The organism is Kitasatospora sp. NPDC048407, assembly GCF_043200475.1.
Lineage (GTDB): Bacteria > Actinomycetota > Actinomycetes > Streptomycetales > Streptomycetaceae > Kitasatospora.
Genome location: NZ_JBICXW010000002.1, coordinates 1 through 16,734, shown reverse-complemented (window position 1 = coordinate 16,734; position 16,734 = coordinate 1). Strand labels below are relative to the sequence as shown.

Annotated in this window: 11 protein-coding genes, 2 rRNA genes and 2 pseudogenes; 10 read left to right on the top strand and 5 right to left on the bottom strand. The window is 70.3% G+C overall.

Annotated elements, in window-relative coordinates; genetic code table 11:
* Window positions 1–101: 101 nt before the first annotated feature.
* Window positions 102–1,271 carry an alpha/beta hydrolase family protein gene (locus ACGFWJ_RS05365; protein WP_392945502.1) on the top strand — a complete coding sequence of 390 codons (1,170 nt, stop codon included), beginning with the start codon at window positions 102–104 and terminating at the stop codon, window positions 1,269–1,271.
* Here the strand turns inward: ACGFWJ_RS05365 and ACGFWJ_RS05360 are convergent.
* Together ACGFWJ_RS05360 and ACGFWJ_RS05355 are read right to left on the bottom strand one after the other, a co-directional pair.
* Window positions 1,255–1,680 (bottom strand): sensor histidine kinase, encoded by a 426-nt coding sequence (locus ACGFWJ_RS05360; RefSeq protein ID WP_392945500.1) that lies wholly within the window; start codon window positions 1,678–1,680, stop codon window positions 1,255–1,257. The two genes, ACGFWJ_RS05365 and ACGFWJ_RS05360, sit on opposite strands and share 17 nt — an antisense overlap.
* Window positions 1,681–1,882: 202 nt before the next feature.
* Window positions 1,883–2,539, bottom strand: a pseudogene (locus ACGFWJ_RS05355) (histidine kinase dimerization/phospho-acceptor domain-containing protein); the annotation flags it as partial.
* Window positions 2,540–2,928: 389 nt separating this feature from the next.
* On the opposite strand from ACGFWJ_RS05355, the gene ACGFWJ_RS05350 reads away from it, so the two are divergent.
* The 3 genes from ACGFWJ_RS05350 to ACGFWJ_RS05340 are packed head-to-tail and all read left to right on the top strand — an operon-like array spanning window position 2,929 to window position 8,386.
* Window positions 2,929–4,428: a Dyp-type peroxidase gene (locus tag ACGFWJ_RS05350; protein WP_392945498.1), complete on the top strand. Its 1,500-nt coding sequence runs from the start codon at window positions 2,929–2,931 to the stop codon at window positions 4,426–4,428.
* Window positions 4,429–4,454: 26 nt separating this feature from the next.
* Entirely contained in the window at window positions 4,455–6,548 is a 2,094-nt protein-coding gene (locus ACGFWJ_RS05345) for a flavin monoamine oxidase family protein (protein WP_392945496.1), read from the top strand.
* Window positions 6,545–8,386: an alpha-keto acid decarboxylase family protein gene (locus ACGFWJ_RS05340; RefSeq protein ID WP_387864385.1), complete on the top strand. Its 1,842-nt coding sequence runs from the start codon at window positions 6,545–6,547 to the stop codon at window positions 8,384–8,386. Before ACGFWJ_RS05345 ends, ACGFWJ_RS05340 begins: the two co-directional genes overlap by 4 nt.
* Window positions 8,387–8,438: 52 nt before the next feature.
* On the opposite strand, the gene ACGFWJ_RS05335 is transcribed toward ACGFWJ_RS05340, so the two are convergent.
* A complete protein-coding gene (locus ACGFWJ_RS05335; protein ID WP_392945494.1) occupies window positions 8,439–9,668 on the bottom strand; it encodes a C40 family peptidase in 1,230 nt (409 codons plus the stop codon).
* A gap of 347 nt (window positions 9,669–10,015) precedes the next feature.
* Between ACGFWJ_RS05335 and ACGFWJ_RS05330 the strand changes: the two genes are divergently transcribed.
* The 6 genes and pseudogenes from ACGFWJ_RS05330 (at window position 10,016) to ACGFWJ_RS05305 (ending at window position 15,446) form a co-directional block, all read left to right on the top strand.
* A complete protein-coding gene (locus ACGFWJ_RS05330; protein WP_392945492.1) occupies window positions 10,016–12,136 on the top strand; it encodes an alkaline phosphatase family protein in 2,121 nt (706 codons plus the stop codon).
* A 179-nt stretch (window positions 12,137–12,315) separates the two neighbouring features.
* On the top strand, window positions 12,316–12,882 hold the full coding sequence (locus tag ACGFWJ_RS05325; protein ID WP_392945490.1) for a LemA family protein: 567 nt from the start codon (window positions 12,316–12,318) through the stop codon (window positions 12,880–12,882).
* Complete coding sequence (locus tag ACGFWJ_RS05320) at window positions 12,879–14,390, top strand: DUF2207 family protein (RefSeq protein WP_392945488.1); 1,512 nt, start codon at window positions 12,879–12,881, stop codon at window positions 14,388–14,390. Before ACGFWJ_RS05325 ends, ACGFWJ_RS05320 begins: the two co-directional genes overlap by 4 nt.
* A gap of 130 nt (window positions 14,391–14,520) precedes the next feature.
* Window positions 14,521–14,792: pseudogene (locus ACGFWJ_RS05315) on the top strand (MFS transporter); the annotation flags it as partial.
* A gap of 25 nt (window positions 14,793–14,817) precedes the next feature.
* The gene (locus tag ACGFWJ_RS05310; RefSeq protein ID WP_392946515.1) at window positions 14,818–14,982 is read left to right on the top strand and encodes a hypothetical protein; all 165 of its coding nucleotides are present in this window, start codon (window positions 14,818–14,820) and stop codon (window positions 14,980–14,982) included.
* Window positions 14,983–15,038: 56 nt separating this feature from the next.
* The gene (locus tag ACGFWJ_RS05305; RefSeq protein WP_392945487.1) at window positions 15,039–15,446 is read left to right on the top strand and encodes a hypothetical protein; all 408 of its coding nucleotides are present in this window, start codon (window positions 15,039–15,041) and stop codon (window positions 15,444–15,446) included.
* Window positions 15,447–15,511: 65 nt separating this feature from the next.
* On the opposite strand, the gene rrf is transcribed toward ACGFWJ_RS05305, so the two are convergent.
* Together rrf and ACGFWJ_RS05295 are read right to left on the bottom strand one after the other, a co-directional pair.
* A 5S ribosomal RNA gene (gene rrf, locus ACGFWJ_RS05300) occupies window positions 15,512–15,628 on the bottom strand.
* A 78-nt stretch (window positions 15,629–15,706) separates the two neighbouring features.
* Window positions 15,707–16,734: ribosomal RNA gene (locus ACGFWJ_RS05295) — 23S ribosomal RNA — on the bottom strand; the annotation flags it as partial.

Genomic DNA, 16,734 nt, shown 5'->3' with positions numbered 1-16,734 from the left:
CCCTTAGGGGCCGCGGCCCGCACCCCGCCGCGTTCTCAGTGGGATCCCTTACGCCTCCGACGTGACGCCAACTCGCCCACCGCCGACCTACGTTGAGGTCCATGACCCGAATCCGTCGCGCCGCCGCGGCAACCGCCCTCCTGCTCGCTCTCCCGCTGGCAGTCGCTACCGCCGCGCCCGCGCTGGCCGCACCCGCATCTGCCACCGCCACCATCCAGGCCAGCGTCCAGCTCGAACTCCCGCGACCCACGGGGCCGTTCGGGGTCGGCCGGCAGCTCCTGCACCTGACCGACCAGGACCGGACCGACCCCTGGGTCCCGTCCGCCGGCCCCCGCCAACTCATGGTCTCCATGTACTACCCCGCGAAGCCGGGCACCGGCGGGCCGGCCCCGTACATGACGCCCGAGGCGGCGCGGCTGCTGCTGGACGCGAAGGTGCCCGGCAACACCATCCCCGCCGAGCTGGTCGCGGACACCCGGACGTGGTCCAGGACGGACGCGCTGCCGCAGCACGGCCGGTTCCCGCTGGTCGTGCTCTCCCCCGGCTTCACCATGCCGCGCACCGAACTGACCGCGCTCGCCGAGGACTTGAGCAGCCGCGGCTACGTCGTCGCGCTGATCGACCACACCTACGAGAACAGCGGGACGACGTTCCCCGACGGGCACACCACCACCTGCGTCATGTGCGGCAAGTTCGGCCCCAGGGAGGACTGGGCGAACCTGGACGCGAGCCGGGCGAAGGACGTCGCCTTCGTCCTCGACCAGCTCACCACCCGCCCGCACCCGGCCTGGCGCTACGCCCGCCTGATCGACCACGACCGGATCGGCATGGCCGGGCACTCGGTCGGCGGCGCGGCGACCGTCCCGACCCTGCTGAGCGACGACCGGGTCCGGGCCGGGGTCAACCTCGACGGCAGCATGGACTACGGCGTGCCCGCCACCGGCCTCAAGGGCAAGCCGTTCCTGATGATCGAGCACCAGATGGACGGCGGGAAGGACGCCAGCTGGACGGATGCCTGGAGGAACCTCGACGGCTGGAAGCGCTGGCTGACCCTGGCCGGCGCCGAGCACCACTCCTTCACCGACATCCCGCTGCTCGCCGGCCAGCTCGGCCTCCCGCACCCGCCCACCACCACGATCGCCCCCGAGCGCGGCATCGAGCTGACCCGGCAGTACGTCGCGGCGTTCTTCGACCTCCAGCTGAAGGGCATCCCGCAGCCGCTGCTCGACGGCCCGACCCCCGGCAACCCGGAAATCAGCTTTCACTCGTAGCCGGCGGCAGCCGGAAGCCGACCTCGGCGCCGCCGCCGGGGGCCGCGGTGGCGAAGACGGTGCCGCCGTCGGCGGCGACCAGGTCGTGGACGATGGCCAGGCCCAGCCCGGAGCCGGGGGTGGCCTGGGTGCCGGCGGCGCGGAAGAAGCGTTCGAAGACGGCCTGCCGCTCGCTGGGGGCGATGCCGGGTCCGTGGTCGCGCACAGACAGCCGGGTGCCGGTGATCCGGATCTCCACCGGGGTGTCGTCGGGGCTGAACTTGACGGCGTTGCCCACCAGGTTGTCCACGCAGCGTTGCAGGGCGCGCGGACGGGCCAGCACCGGCACGGGGGCCTCGGCGGTGACGGCGATCTCGCGGCCGGTGCGGCGCTGGAACCGCCGGGCGCTGTCCTCGGCGGCGGCCGGCACCGAGCGGCTCGGGGCCCTCGGCGGCGGCCGGCAGGTCGAGCGGCTCGGGGCCCTCGGCGGCGGCCGGCAGGTCGAGCGGCTCGGGGCCCTCGGCGGCGGCCGGCAGGTCGAGCGGCTCCCGGTCCTCCGCGGTCTGCCGGTCGGTGGCCAACTCGACCAGCTCGCGCACGATTTCGTCGAGTGCGACGGTCTCGTTGACCAGGGTGGCGAGGATCTGCTCCTCGTCCTCGGGGGCGAGCCGGCCGCGGGCGCGCTGGAGGAGTTCGGCGCAGCCGCGCACCGAGGTCAGCGGTGTGCGGAGTTCGTGGCCGGCGTCCTGGACCAGGCGCTGCTGCTGCTCGCGGGAGCGGCGCAGCGCGCCGACCATCGATTCGAAGGCCCGGGTGAGGCCGCCGACCTCGTCGCGTCCGGCGGCGGGCAGCGGGGTGGCGAGGCGTTCGCGGGCGGCGTCGATGTCGTCGGCGGTGGCGGCGCTGGTGTAGCCGCGGGCGCGCGGGCCGAGTTCCTCCGCGCACTCGGCGACGGCCTCGCGCTGGCCGGCCCGCGGGGCCAGCGGTACTCGGCCTCGGTGACGTCGCAGGGCAGCCGGTCGGAGCGGCCGGTGCCGCGCGGGTCCAGCAGCAGCACGTCGTAGTCGTCCAGCACTCCCTGCAGCACGCCGGCCACCTGCTCGGCCCGGTCGATCAGGGTCTCGCCGGGGCCGCCGGGGTTGATCGCGACGGTGCCCAGTGCCGGGCCGGGGTTGCTGTGGCGCACCACGGCGTAGCTCACGTCGATGCCGCCGAGGCGCGGCTCGTCCGTGACCAGCGGGCGGCGCATGGTCGTGCAGTCGACCTGGTGCCCCGGGACGTCCGGGCACCACGCGGGCCGGCCCTGGGTGGCGGCGGAGGCCTGCGCGGCGGGCACGGCCTGCGCGGCCGGGACGGCGGTGAGCGGCAGCGCGGCCGCCAGTACGGCCGGCTCCGCGGCCGCCAGGGTGCCGCGCCTCGCCGCTCCGTTCGTGCTGGTGCTCACGTTCGTGCTGATCGTCATCGCCGTGCCCTCCGTACGTCCTGCGGTCGGTGTGGGCACGACTCTGCCGAGTGCCTGTCAGCCGCCCGGCAGAGCGACGGCAGAGGTATGCAAGAGGCCTTCGTTGCGTCCGGAAGCCGACGTTCGGTTGGCAGGACTCTCCGCACGGCAGCTACGTTGAGTGCTGACCCGATCGCGCTGTGCGATCAGTCCTGCCTGCACTCGAGGAGCCCGACCGTGACCACCACCTCCGCCCGTCCCGCCGGCGTGCCCGCCATCGAGCAGTTGCCCCAGCCGCCGCTGCGGACGAGCACCGACATTCAGGGCAACATCCTGGCGGCGTTCAACAAGGACTTCATGGACTTCCGCTACCTGCACTTCCCGGACGCCGCCAGAGGTCGCGGCTGGCTCTCCGCGATCCTCAACACCGTCTCGACGACCAGTGAGACCGAGGACTTCAACGAGCAGTTCTCGCTGGCCCGCCGGGCGTTCGGCCGCGACCCCAACCTGGTCACCGTCCGCTGCGGGGTGTCGCTCACCTTCGACGGCCTGATGGCGGTCGCCAACAAGCCCGATCAGGTCCGGAAGGACCTCGAGGACAACAAGATGCAGTCCTTCCTCGCGGGCGCGGCCGCCCGGGCCGCCGACCTCGGCGACACCGACGAGAGCGACCCCAAGCAGTGGCTGTTCGGCGCCGGAACCGGCAACCAGGTCGTGCACGCGGTGCTGATCGTCGCCGCGGACACCGACGAGATGCTGCAGGAGAAGCTGAAGAACCTCGACGCGGTCGAGAACGCCAACCAGATCGTCCGCGTCCACGTGGACGAGGGCCGCACCCTGACGGGCCTGTTGAAGGGCCACGAGCACTTCGGTTACAAGGACGGCATCTCCCAGCCCGGCGTGAAGGACTTCCACCCGGAGAGCCCGGACCAGCCCGGCGTCCGCGACATGCACGCCGGCACCGAGCTGATCGAACCGGGCGAGTTCGTCTTCGGCCAGAAGAGCGAGAACGGCGACCGGCCGGCTCCGCAGTGGATGGCGAACGGCTCCTTCCAGGTGGTGCGCCGCCTGCGCCAGGACGTCGCGGGCTGGAACGCCGCGGTGATCGACGGTGCCACCAAGTTCACCGGGACGATGGACCCGACCCGCCTCGGCGCCTGCCTGGTCGGCCGGTTCAAGGACGGCACGCCGCTCGCCCCGCCGAACGGCACCGTGACCGGCGTCGGCTCCGACCGCAACGACTTCGACTACAGCAACGACCCGGCCGGCGAGCACACCCCGTGGGTCGCGCACATCCGCCGCACCCACCCGCGGGTCTTCGCGGGCAACGGCGACGGCCACCCGAAGAGCCACCGCCTGATGCGCCGGGGCATCCCGTACGGCGTGCAGTTCCCGGGCGGAGCGAACGACGACGGCGTGGACCGCGGGCTGATGTTCGTCTGCTACGGCACCTCGCTGGAGGAGCAGTTCGAGGTGGTGCAGCGGTTCTGGGCCAACAGCGACACCTTCCCGCCCGGAAAGCCGAACGGCTCCACACCCGCCCCCAACGGCTTCGACAAGGTCGTCGGCCTGGCCGGCAAGGCCGAGATCGGGCTCGCGGACGGCACCCACGGCACCGTCGACATGAAGCGTTTCGTCCACACCACGGGCGCGCTGTACGCCTTCACTCCTTCGATCACCACGCTGCGGCTGCTCGCCGGGGGCCAGGACCTCCCCAACAAGCCCGTCGGTTCCTGACCGCCCCACCCACCGAGGAGACACCCGTGAAGAACCCCTCCGACGAGAGCGCCCGCCGGCACACCGCCCAGCAGTTGGCCCGCGAACTGCTGCTGGTCGGCCCGGACGGCGAGGACCTGAAGCTGCGCTACCTCGACGTCCTGATCAAGGACGGCATTCCGCCGAACGGCGCCCGCAAGGACGTGCTGATCATCGGCGCGGGCATCGCGGGCCTGGTCGCCGGCAAGCTGCTCAAGGACGCCGGGCACAACGTCACCATCCTGGAGGCCAACGCCAGCCGGGTGGGCGGCCGGATCAAGACCTTCCACGCCGGCGACAACGCGGGCGAGGGCGACGGCCCGTTCCACGACCCGAAGCAGTACGCGGAGGCCGGGGCGATGCGGCTGCCCAGCTTCCACCCGCTCACCCTCGCGCTGATCGACAGCCTCGGCCTGAAACGGCGGCTGTTCTTCAACGTCGACATCGACCCCGACACCGGCAACCAGAACGCGCCCGTCCCGCCGGTGGTCTACGAGTCCTTCGACGGCACGGTCTGGAAGTACGGCTCCGACAGCCCCGAGTTCCGCGAGCCGGTCAAGCGCAACAACTCCTGGATCCGCACCAACCGGATCCAGACCCGCCGCAAGGAGTACGCCGACGACCCGACCAGCATCAACGAGGGCTTCCACCTCACCGGCGAGGAGGCGCGGATCACCACCTCCACGATGATCAGCCAGGCGCTGGACCCGGTGCGCGACTACTACTCGGACCTCAAGGACGGCCAGCGGGTGAACAAGCCGTTCGCCGAGTGGCTGGACGGCTGGGCCCGGGTGATCCACGACTTCGACGGCTACTCGATGGGCCGCTTCCTGCGCGAGTACGCGGGCTTCAGCGACGAGGCGATCGAGGCGATCGGCACCATCGAGAACATGACCTCCCGGCTGCACCTGGCCTTCTTCCACTCCTTCCTGGGCCGCAGCGACATCAACCCGAACGTCACCTACTGGGAGATCGAGGGCGGCACCCGGATGCTGCCCGAGACCCTCGCCGAGCAGCTGCGGGACGAACTCCGGATGGGCCGGCGGATGATCCGCATGGAGTACTGGGACCCGCGCCGGGACGGCGGCGGCGCCCGGGACGTCGGCCCGACCGGGGCGCAGGTCGCCGTCCACACCGTCCCCGAGGACCAGCCGGACGCCGAACCCACCGTCTGGAAGGGCGACTTGGCGATCGTCACCGTGCCGTTCTCGGCGCTGACCTTCGTCCAGGTGACGCCGCCGTTCTCGTACAAGAAGCGCCGGGCGATCATCGAGACCCACTACGACCAGGCCACCAAGGTGCTGCTCGAGTTCTCCCGCCGCTGGTGGGAGTTCACCGAGGCGGACTGGCAGGCCGAACTCGACTCCATCGCACCGGGTCTGTACGAGTACTACCAACGGGCGGGCGAGGACGACGCCGAGGCTGCCGTGGCCGCCGCCCACAACGGCCACCGGCCGCCGCGCAACCTGCCGGAGACGCTGCTCGGCGCGCACCGCAGCGTGGACGAACGCCGGATCAGCGAAGGCCAGTTGGAGGTCTACCGGCACACCCCGCTGCTGCGGGCGAGCGTCCGTCCCGCCACCGACTGCTTCGGCGGCGGCTCGACCACCGACAACCCGAACCGCTTCATGTACTACCCGTCCCACCCGGTGGCCGAGGGCGACGGCGGCGGCGTGGTGCTGGCCAGTTACAGCTGGTCGGACGACGCGGCGCGCTGGGACTCCATGGAGGACGACGAGCGCTACGTCTACGCGCTGCGCAACCTCCAGTCGGTGCACGGCCGCCGGATCGAGGTGTTCTACACCGGCTACGGCAAGACCCAGAGCTGGCTGCGCGACCCGTACGCCTTCGGTGAGGCGGCGGTGTACACCCCGCACCAGATGACCAGCTTCCACCTCGACGCGGGCAAGGCGGAAGGCCCCGTCCACTTCGCGGGCGAGCACATCTCGCTCAAGCACGCCTGGATCGAGGGCGCGGTGGAGACCGCCGTCCGCGCGGCGCTCGCCGTGCACGAGGCGGCGGCGCCGGCCGCGACGCGCCGGGCGCTGCGGCCCGAAGTCCAGCTCCGCCAGGAGAACCAAGAGGAGGCACTTCAGCGATGAGCAACAAGACCGAGTGGACCGTGGGTCGCTACCTGGCCACCAGGCTCGAACAGTTGGGCATCCGGTACCTGTTCGGTGTGCCGGGCGACCTGCTCGGCCCGTTCCTGTCGATCATGCAGGACACCACGTCGGTGCGCTGGGTCGGCACCCCGACCGAGATGGGCGCCGGCTACGCCGCCGACGGCTACGCCCGGGTGCGGCTCGCCGACGCCGCCCCCGACCAGCCCGAACAGGGCGTCGCCGCCGTCGCGGTGACGTACGGCGTGGGCGCGTTCAGCCTGCTCAACACCATCGGCGGCGCGTACGTCGAGGACGTGCCGCTGATCGCGATCAACGGTGCGCCGTCCTACGAACAGTGGCTCAACTTCCAGGCGGTGGGCCTGCTCACCTCCCACATGAGCCCGCGCCGGGAGGCCAACCTGGAGGTCTACCGGCAGGTCACGGTGGACGCGCAGGTGCTCTCCAACCCCGGTCTTGCGCCCTCGCAGATCGACAGCGCCATCACCGCCTGCCTGACCGAGCGCAAGCCCGTCTACCTGGAGGTCATGGACGACCTCTGGCACGCGCCCTGCGACCCCCCGCAGGGTCAACTCCGGGCGCACGAGCGGCCGTTCACCAAGCGGAACCAGGACATCCTGGCCAAGGCCGTGGCGGCGGCGGTCGAGCTGATCACGAAGTTCAAGACGCCGATCGTGTGGGCCGGCGAGGAACTCATGCACCAGCGGCTGGAGAACGAACTGGTGGAGTTCGTCGAGGCCACCAAGATGCAGTTCTGCACCACCGTCGGCGCGAAGTCCGTGGTCTCCGAGCAGCACCCGCTGTTCGCCGGCGTGTACAACGGCAAGGCGAGCCTTCCGGAGATCCGCGACACCTTCAAGAACGCGGGCTGCCGGATCGGCCTCGGCACCTGGTCCACGTCCAAGAACCTGAACGGCGAGCAGTCCATCGGCGACGACTGGATCGTGGCCGCCCGCGGCGGCGTCAGCGTCGGCGCCATGTACTACCCCGACGTCCAACTCCGCAACTTCGTCCCCGCGTTGAAGACCGCGCTGGCCGGAAAGACCTTCCCGGCCGACCACTTCGCGCTGGCCCACAAGGCGGGCCTGGACGTCCCCGCCACCACCGCCGAGTTCCTCGGCTCGCTCAGCGCCAAGCACCACAAGAAGACCGAGCTGACCTACGACGGATTCTTCGAACGGATGAACCACTTCCTGCAGTTCGAGGCCACCGGCGGCGACCCGAAGGCCCCCTCGCCGTTCACCGTGGTCTCGGACGCGGCGTTCTCGCTGCTCGGCTCGATGAACCTGCGGATCAACGAGCGGGCCGGCTTCCTCGCGCAGAACAGCTGGCTGTCCATCGGCTACTCGGTCGGCGCCGCCACCGGCGTGGCCTTCGGCCGGCAGGAGCCGCTGAAGCGCCCGATGGTGTTCGTCGGCGACGGCTCGTTCCAGGAGATCTGCCAGGAGCTGTCCACCCAGGTGCGCCACCACCTGCGGCCGGTGGTCTTCGTCCTCGACAACGAAGGCTTCTACGGCATCGAACAGATGCTGGTCAGCCCCTGCTACTACCAGCAGAAGCCGTCCGACGGCGCCGACTTCTACAACGTGCTGCACCCGTGGCACTACGAGAAGCTGGCGCAGGTCTTCGGCAGCGAGAAGGACCAGATGCACGGCTTCAAGCTCAGCACCTATGCCGAGCTCGACACCCTCCTCACCGAACTCGCCGACCCGACCAACCAGCTCAACCACGCGCCGATCCTGGCCCGCGTCCGGCTCAGCCGGCACGACTACCCGAGGGCGCTCCAGTACAAGATCGACGAGAACTGCCCGACCCCGTAGCCTCCCCGTCCGCACGCGCCGGCCCCCGCCTTCGACGGGGGCCGGCGTCGTGTCAGCAGTCGGGGATGGTCACGCCGTTGTTGTCCTTGGCCTGGTCACTGCCCCACCGCGTCAGGTAGAACGCCGACACCCACTGCCCCTTCGGGCCGACGTCCGGGTCGGTCTTCAGCCACCAGTGGTTGTAGCTGCCGCCGCTGGACACCTCGCGGCCCCACACCTTGCAGTACACGTAGTTGGTGCCCTGGTACAGCGTCCCGGTGGGGCCGGCGCTGCCGGAGGTCGCGGAGGCGTACACGGGGACGCTGGCGAAGGTGTCCACCCAGTACTTGCCGGTCGGGGCCGGGGCGCCGCCGCCCGCGCAGTCCGGGATGACCGCGCCGTTGTTGTCCTTGGCCACGTCGTTGCCCCACCCGGAGAGGTAGAACGCCGACACCCACTGGCTGCTCGGGCCGACGTCCGGGTCGGTCTTCAGCCACCAGTGGTTGAAGGCGCTGCCGTTCGACACCTCACGGCCCCAGGTCTTGCAGTACACGTAGTTGGTGCCCTGGTACAGCGTCCCCGTGCTGCTGGTGGAGGTCGGCGAGGCGAACACCGGCGCGGTGGCGAAGGTGTTCACCCAGTACTGCCCGCCACCGGCCGGCGGCGGGTTCGGCGCCGGGGTGGTGTTGCCGGCGCCGTACAGCCGGATCGCGCCGTAGTAGTCGCCGTGCGAGGACAGCGCCGCCACCTGGACGTACCCGCCGGAGTACGGGGCCTCGACGATCCAGCCCTGCCCCAGATACATCGCCACGTGGTGGATGGTGGAGGCGGTACTGCCGAAGTACACCAGGTCACCGGGCAGCAGCGGCCCCGTCCCGTCCGCCCGCAAGTAGCGGGCCACCGCCCGCGACGTCGGCCACTGGGTCCGCGTGGTGCCGTTGATGACGTCCGCGCCGACCGCCAGCGAGTAGGCGTAGCGGACCATCCCGGAGCAGTCCAGGCCGCGGACGTTGCAGTCGTTCGGGGCGCCGTTGGACGAGTCGCAGATCCCGTACGTCGGCCCCGGCTGCGAACCGTGGCCGCCGCCCCACGAGTACGGAGTCCCGATCAGCCCGCAGGCCGCCCGCACCGCGGCGTTCGCCTGCGACGCCCCGCCGGTGGACAGCACCCCGCAGGCAGGCGCGGCCTGCGCCGCCCCCGCTCCGGCGAAGAACACTCCGACCGACACCAGCACCGACAGCAGGGCCGCCCACCGCAAGGGGGCCACCAGCCATCGCGACAGAAGGTTTACTCGCGTAGTCATGACCGCGGATCCTTCCGGCGATCATGACACCGGCCCAATGGGCGCAGCACACAGAAGACTTGACCGTACATTGGCGGCCGGCCACATTGCGCCAGCCCGGAAGGACATGGGACTGCGCAAGCAGGTTATCAACGATCCGCCAACACGCGTGTGGAAACCGGAAATTGACGGATCGTTACCGATCGGTAGGGGCTGGCGAAACCTTCGGTGCGGGACAGTTGGCCGAACAACTTCTTCACACGGGCGTCGCGAGGAGTTCCGCCGGTACTTCTTGAGGCCGCAGCACCGGGCCTGCGATCCTGGCGCGCACCCATCCCCAGCCCTCCCACCCTCAGGAGAGTGCCCCTATGCGGAACCCGTCCGCGCACCGACGGCTGCACCTACTGCTCCTCGCCGTCGTGGCCCTGCTCGTCCCGCTCCTGCCGACCCCGGCCGTCGCCGCGGGCAGCTCGGTCGGCATGGCCACCACCAGCTACGTCCAGGGCCGGACTTCGGCGCTGGCGGTGACGTACAGCACCGACCGGCCCTCCGCCACCAACTGGGTCGGCATCTACTCCACCGACCCCGCGAAGGGCCCCGGCAGCGGGACGAACTCGCTGGCCTGGGCGTACGCCCCGAACAGCGGCGGAACGGTCACCCTGTCCGCGGGCTCGCTGGCGCCCGGCAGCTACCTCAGTTACCTGCTCGCCAACAACGGCTACACGCCGCTGGCCGCGCCGGTGCTGTTCACCGTGACCTCCTCGGCCGTCCTCGACACCCAGAACAGCGTGCTGTGCGTCGGCCAGACCTCGTACCCGCAGGGCCAGGCGGTGGTCGCCTCCTACGGCACCGGCCGGGTCTCCGCGACCAACTGGATCGGCATCTACCCCGACAACGGCCAGCAGCCGGGCGGGAGTCCGGCCCCCGTCTGGGCCTACGCGCCGAACGGCACCGGCTCGGTCTCCCTCGCCACCGGCACGCTCGCCCCGGGCGCCTACACGGCCAACTACCTCTCCAACGACGGCTACACGGCGCTCGCCCGGCCCGCCCGCTTCTCCGTCACCGCGCCCGGAGCCACCGGCAGCCCCAACCTGATCGTCAACGGGGACGCCGAGTGCGCCGACGCCTCCGTCAGCGGCTACGACGGCGTGACGCTCCCCGGCTGGCAGACCACCGGCGTCCCGACCGCCGTGGCGTACGGCGCGCCGAACGGCTTCCCGTCGAACGGCACCTCCGGCCCGGGCAACCGCGGCAACGCCTTCTTCTCCGGCGGCCCGGTCGGCAGCTCCACGCTCTCCCAGACCGCCGACGTGTCGGCCGCGTCCGGCCCGATCGACGCGGGCGGCGTGACGTACAACCTCTCGGGCTGGCTGGGCGGTTACGCCACGGAGAACTCCACCGCCACCCTCACGGCCACCTTCCTCGGCGGCTCCGGCGCGTCCCTCGGCACCACCCGGATCGGGCCGGTCAGCGCCACCGACCGCGGCCTGGCCACCGCCCTGCTCCAGCGCACCGCCACCGGCACCCTCCCCGCCGGCACCCGCAGCATCGCCGTCGCCCTGCAACTGACCCGCGAGGCGAGCCGCACCGGCACCGCGTACAACGACGCCTACGCGGACAACCTGTCGCTGACCATCTCGGCCGCTGTCCCCGCACCCGCCCTGCCGGCCCCCGTCCCGTCCCAAGTGCCCTCGCTGGACCACGTGTTCTTCGTGATGCTGGAGAACAGGTCCTACGACCAGGTGATCGGCAGCTCCGCCGCGCCCTATCTGAACCAGCTGGCGAACAGCGGCGTCACGCTCACCCAGTCCTACGGCGTCGTCCACCCCAGCGACCCCAACTACCTCGCGGTGTCCGGCGGTTCCACCTTCGGCCGGACCGACAACCCCTACCCGGCGCTCACCGGGTCCGTCACCGCGCCGCACCTCGGCAACCTGGTCGAGCAGGCCGGCCGGTCCTGGCGCGGCTACGTCGAGGACATGAAGTCGCCCTGCAACCTGAGCTCCAGCGGCAACTACGACGCTGACAACATCCCGTTCGTCTACTTCAAGGACGTCATCGGCGACACCGCCCGCTGCCAGGACAAGCTCCAGCCGATCACCCGGCTCTGGTCCGACCTCCAATCCCCTGCCACCACACCCGACTTCGTCTGGTTCGAGCCCAACAGCTGCAACACCATGCACAACTGCGACGTCGCCACCGGCGACACCTGGATGCGCACCAACCTCCCCAAGCTGTTCGCCTCCCCCGCCTGGACGCAGCAGCGCTCCCTGCTCGTCATCACCTTCGACGAGGACGACAACAACCACGGCCAGCGCATCCCCACCATCGTCACCGGCTCCCCCGGCCTCACCAAGCCCGGCTACCGCTCCCCCGCCCCCTACAACCACTACAGCATCCTGCGCACCGTCGAAGAGGGCCTGCGCCTCCCTGGCCGCCTGACCCAGAACGACCAGTACGCGACCCCCCTCAACGACATCTGGAACTGACCCCGCCCCACACACCGGCGCCCGGCCCCTCCCGGCCGGGCGCCGCCCAGGCCCCTCCCGGTCTCGATTCGCTGCCGCTTTCGATTAATCGGGGGCATTCGAACGGTCGCCGGCCCTATGATCGCCCCCGACCTGCCGGAACACCCCGGCGAGAGGTCTCGACAACAGGGGGGAACAACGTGGGTCTCGTCGTGGGCGGCGTCCTTGCCGTGCTGGTCGCGGTGCTGCTGTGGTGGGTCGTCAGGACGTACAACCGGCTGATCCGGCTGCGCAACCAGACGCAGGCGTCCTGGGCGCAGATCGACGTCCAGCTGAAGCGCCGGCACGAGCTGATACCGAACCTGGTCGAGGGTGCGCGCGGGTACGCGGCGCACGAGCGGGGCACGCTGGAGGCCGTCATCACCGCGCGCGGGGCGGCGGAGGAGGCCGGGCTCGGCGTCACCAACAAGGCGGTCGCGGAGGAGTTGCTGACCGCCGCCCTCGGCAAGGTGCTCGCCCTCGCCGAGGCCTACCCGCAGTTGAAGGCGGACCAGCATTTCCTCAAGCTGCAGGCCGAGTTGACCACCGCCGAGGACAAGATCGCCTACGCGCGGCAGTTCTACAACAGCGCCGTCCAGACCTACCACACCGCGCTGGAGAGCTTCCCCGGCAACGTCGTCTCCGGGTTCGGCGGCGGGCACGCCCGACGGGAGTACTTCGAGGCCGGGGCCACCGCGCAGGACGCACCCCGGGTGAACCTCGCGTGAGCCTCGACGCCCAGCTGTACTGGGCCGGCGCCGGCGTGGCCGCGCTCTGGCTCGTGGTCTACGGCATCTCCCTGGTCGCCACCCGGAACGGCACCGTCCGCCCCGGCCCCGCGACGCAGGAACTCGGCGACGAGCCCGAACGACCGGCCGTGGTCGCCCTGTTGTCGAACCACTGGCGTTCCGTGGACCACGCCGCCGCCGCGACCCTGCTGGACCTCGCGGCGCGCGGACTGGTCGAGATCCGCCAGCCCGCCGACGACCCCGCGCAGAGCACGGTGCACCTCACCGGCAAGGCCTCCCCCGCCCTGGCCCCCTACGAACAGCGGGTCCTCGACCGGATCACCGAGCAGGCCGGCGACTCCGGCGCCCCCATCGGCGCGATCGCCTTCCGCGCGCAGGAACGCGCGACCGCCTGGAACGGCGCCTTCCGCCGGGAGATCGTCGCCGAGGCCCGCCGACGCGGCCTCTCCCGGCCGCGGCTCGGCCCCCTGCTCTCCAGTGTGCTGTTCACCGGCCTGTTCGCCCCCGGCGTGCTCCTCGGGCTGGGCGTCATCACCGGCGGGCACGGCGTCCGCGCGGCAGCCGGGCTCGGCGCCCTTCCGATCTTCCCCCTCGGGTTCCTGCTCGCGCTGGCGATCGGCGAACGGGCGACCCGGTCCGGGCTCGAACGCGCGGGCCACTGGGCCGGAGTCCGGTCCTGGCTCCGCGCCCACGAGGACTTCGCCCAACTGCCGCCCGCGGCCGTCACCGTCTGGGACCGCTACCTCGCCTACGCCGCCGCGCTCGGCGTCACCGTCCGCACCTCCCGCCTGCTCGGCTTCGACTCCGGCGACAAGCGCCGCGTCTGGTCCTCCTACGGCGGCACCTGGCGCCCCGTCCGCATCCGCTACCCCCGGCTCCGCCCCGGCTTCGGCGCCAGCACCTCCCGGCTGCTCCAACTCGCGGGCGCCGCAGCCGTGGTGGCCGTCGGCCTGACGGTCTTCGCGCTCCTCCGCCGCCCCGAGTGGGCCGCCGCCCCCGACGTGACCGAGACGGTGCGCCGCCCCGGCCTGGTGCTGAGCGCCGGCTGGGTCGCCATCGCCGTCCTCGCCCTCCTGGTGGCCGGACGCCTCAGCCGCTGGACGGCGTTCCTGGCCTTCCTCGGCATGATGCCCGGCAACTTCGCCGGCCGCCGCGGCTGGGCGTCCGACGCCCTGAACCACCCGGGCCCGACCCTCGCCGAAACCGTCGTGATCGTCTGCTTCGGCGCCCTCACCGCCCACTACCTCACCCTCGCCGCCCTGGAACGGCGCGCCCCCCACACCCTCACCGGCGAAGTCCTCCGCATGGAACCCCGCCGCCGCGCCAAGTCCCCCCGCTTCCTCGCCCTCGACACCGGCACCACCGACCAAACCCGAGCCTGGGCCCTCCCCGCCGGCGCCCCCACCCCCGCCCCCGGCACCGTGGTCCGCCTCGCGGTGTCGCGCGGCACGCGGATGATCAGGTCGGTGGAACTCGTCACCGACTGAGCGGGTCCGACTTCCTTGGCGGGTGCGCCCGGTGTGCGGCGATCAGGTCGCGTCGCACACCGGGCGCAGCGCTGTGTGCCGACGGCGACCGGTTACGGGGTCAGCGGCCAGGCACCTCCAGCACCTCCACGAGCAGTCGCTGCTGGCCGCGGTCCCGGTGATCACCGGCTCCCTGGGCCGCATCCCGGTCGGCGCGCTCACCGACCGGCACCGCGGCCGGGTGATGCTCCCGCTGGTGTCCGCCGCCACCATCGAGCCAGTGCTCTACCTCGGCCTGATCGGCCACTCCTCGCTCACTGCGCTGCTCGTCGGCCGCTTCCTCCTCGGCACCGGCGACACCGCTTTCGCCATCGGCGCCCCCGTCGTCAACGCCTGATACCCCCGGAACGCCGCGGCACGGCGGCAACTCCTCGACGCCCTCGCCCAGTTGCGCAACCACATCCTCAAGGAACAGGACGGCATCCTCTCCGCCGCCCTCGCCCAACTCAGCGCCGAGGACTGGGAGACCGTCGAAGCCGTCCGCGCGCCCGAGGTCGGCACGGCCTTGCCAACACCCTCGCCAACCTCGAGCTTTCCCGAGGCGTTGATCTGACAGCCGATGAGATCATTGACGCCGTCGCAGACTTCTTCGATTGGTAGGCCCGAACGATGGTTGTCCTCACAACAGTTCTCGCCCTGTGCCTCATCTGGTTCGGGACGGCGCTCGTCCGGCAGGGGATCCGGAGCTGGCGAGGCCAGACTCCCTCCACGTTCCTGGCGCGGTCACTTGCGGCGAACGTACTGGCCGGAGGAGAACGTGCCCTGCTGATGCTCGGGGCGTGCGGGTGCTTCCTCGGCGCCATGATCGGCCTGGGCGGATACCTCAGCGCCGCGGGTGTCATAGGAGGCACGACCCCACCTCCGCCGTCCGCAGCTCTGGTCGTCGTACTGCTGATCCTCCTCGTCGGCGTCGTCACCACCAGCCTGACGGGAATCGCGATCGTCTGGTACAACCGGCCGCGCTTCCTGGTCCCCCCGCATCTGCGGGACCAGCCCGGCATCATGTCGGTGCGCTAAAAGATCGAGGCCAAACACGAAAAGCCCCTGCCCGGTTTCCCGGACAGGGGCTTTTCTGAATGATTGTTCGGCGGCGTCCTACTCTCCCACAGGGTCCCCCCTGCAGTACCATCGGCGCTGTGAGGCTTAGCTTCCGGGTTCGGAATGTAACCGGGCGTTTCCCTCACGCTATGACCACCGAAACACTATGAAACTGTGCACCACCCACCCGTATCGGCGGGGGTCGTTGTTTCAGAACAACACAGTGGACGCGAGCAACTGAGGACAAGCCCTCGGCCTATTAGTACCGGTCAACTCCACCCCTCACAGGGCTTCCATATCCGGCCTATCAACCCAGTCGTCTACTGGGAGCCTTACCCTCTCAAGGAGGTGGGAGTGCTCATCTCGAAGCAGGCTTCCCGCTTAGATGCTTTCAGCGGTTATCCCTCCCGAACGTAGCCAACCAGCCATGCCCTTGGCAGGACAACTGGCACACCAGAGGTTCGTCCGTCCCGGTCCTCTCGTACTAGGGACAGCCCTTCTCAACACTCCTACGCGCACAGCGGATAGGGACCGAACTGTCTCACGACGTTCTAAACCCAGCTCGCGTACCGCTTTAATGGGCGAACAGCCCAACCCTTGGGACCTACTCCAGCCCCAGGATGCGACGAGCCGACATCGAGGTGCCAAACCATCCCGTCGATATGGACTCTTGGGGAAGATCAGCCTGTTATCCCCGGGGTACCTTTTATCCGTTGAGCGACGGCGCTTCCACAAGCCACCGCCGGATCACTAGTCCCTACTTTCGTACCTGCTCGACCCGTCAGTCTCACAGTCAAGCTCCCTTGTGCACTTACACTCAACACCTGATTGCCAACCAGGCTGAGGGAACCTTTGGGCGCCTCCGTTACTCTTTAGGAGGCAACCGCCCCAGTTAAACTACCCACCAGACACTGTCCCTGATCCGGATCACGGACCCAGGTTAGACATCCAGCACGACCAGAGTGGTATTTCAACGGCGACTCCACCATGACTGGCGTCACGGCTTCAAAGTCTCCCACCTATCCTACACAAGCCGAACCGAACACCAATATCAAGCTATAGTAAAGGTCCCGGGGTCTTTCCGTCCTGCTGCGCGAAACGAGCATCTTTACTCGTAATGCAATTTCACCGGGCCTATGGTTGAGACAGTCGAGAAGTCGTTACGCCATTCGTGCAGGTCGGAACTTACCCGACAAGGAATTTCGCTACCTTAGGATGGTTATAGTTACCACCGCCGTTTACTGGCGCTTAAGTTCTCAGCTTCGCC

Bases quoted from the DNA above. Each gene is read 5' to 3' on its own strand.
- ACGFWJ_RS05330 (WP_392945492.1), top strand. From the start codon at position 10,016: ATGCGGAACCCGTCCGCGCACCGACGGCTGCACCTACTGCTCCTCGCC.
- ACGFWJ_RS05335 (WP_392945494.1), bottom strand. From the start codon at position 9,668: ATGACTACGCGAGTAAACCTTCTGTCGCGATGGCTGGTGGCCCCCTTG.
- ACGFWJ_RS05340 (WP_387864385.1), top strand. From the start codon at position 6,545: ATGAGCAACAAGACCGAGTGGACCGTGGGTCGCTACCTGGCCACCAGG.
- ACGFWJ_RS05305 (WP_392945487.1), top strand. From the start codon at position 15,039: ATGGTTGTCCTCACAACAGTTCTCGCCCTGTGCCTCATCTGGTTCGGG.
- ACGFWJ_RS05365 (WP_392945502.1), top strand. From the start codon at position 102: ATGACCCGAATCCGTCGCGCCGCCGCGGCAACCGCCCTCCTGCTCGCT.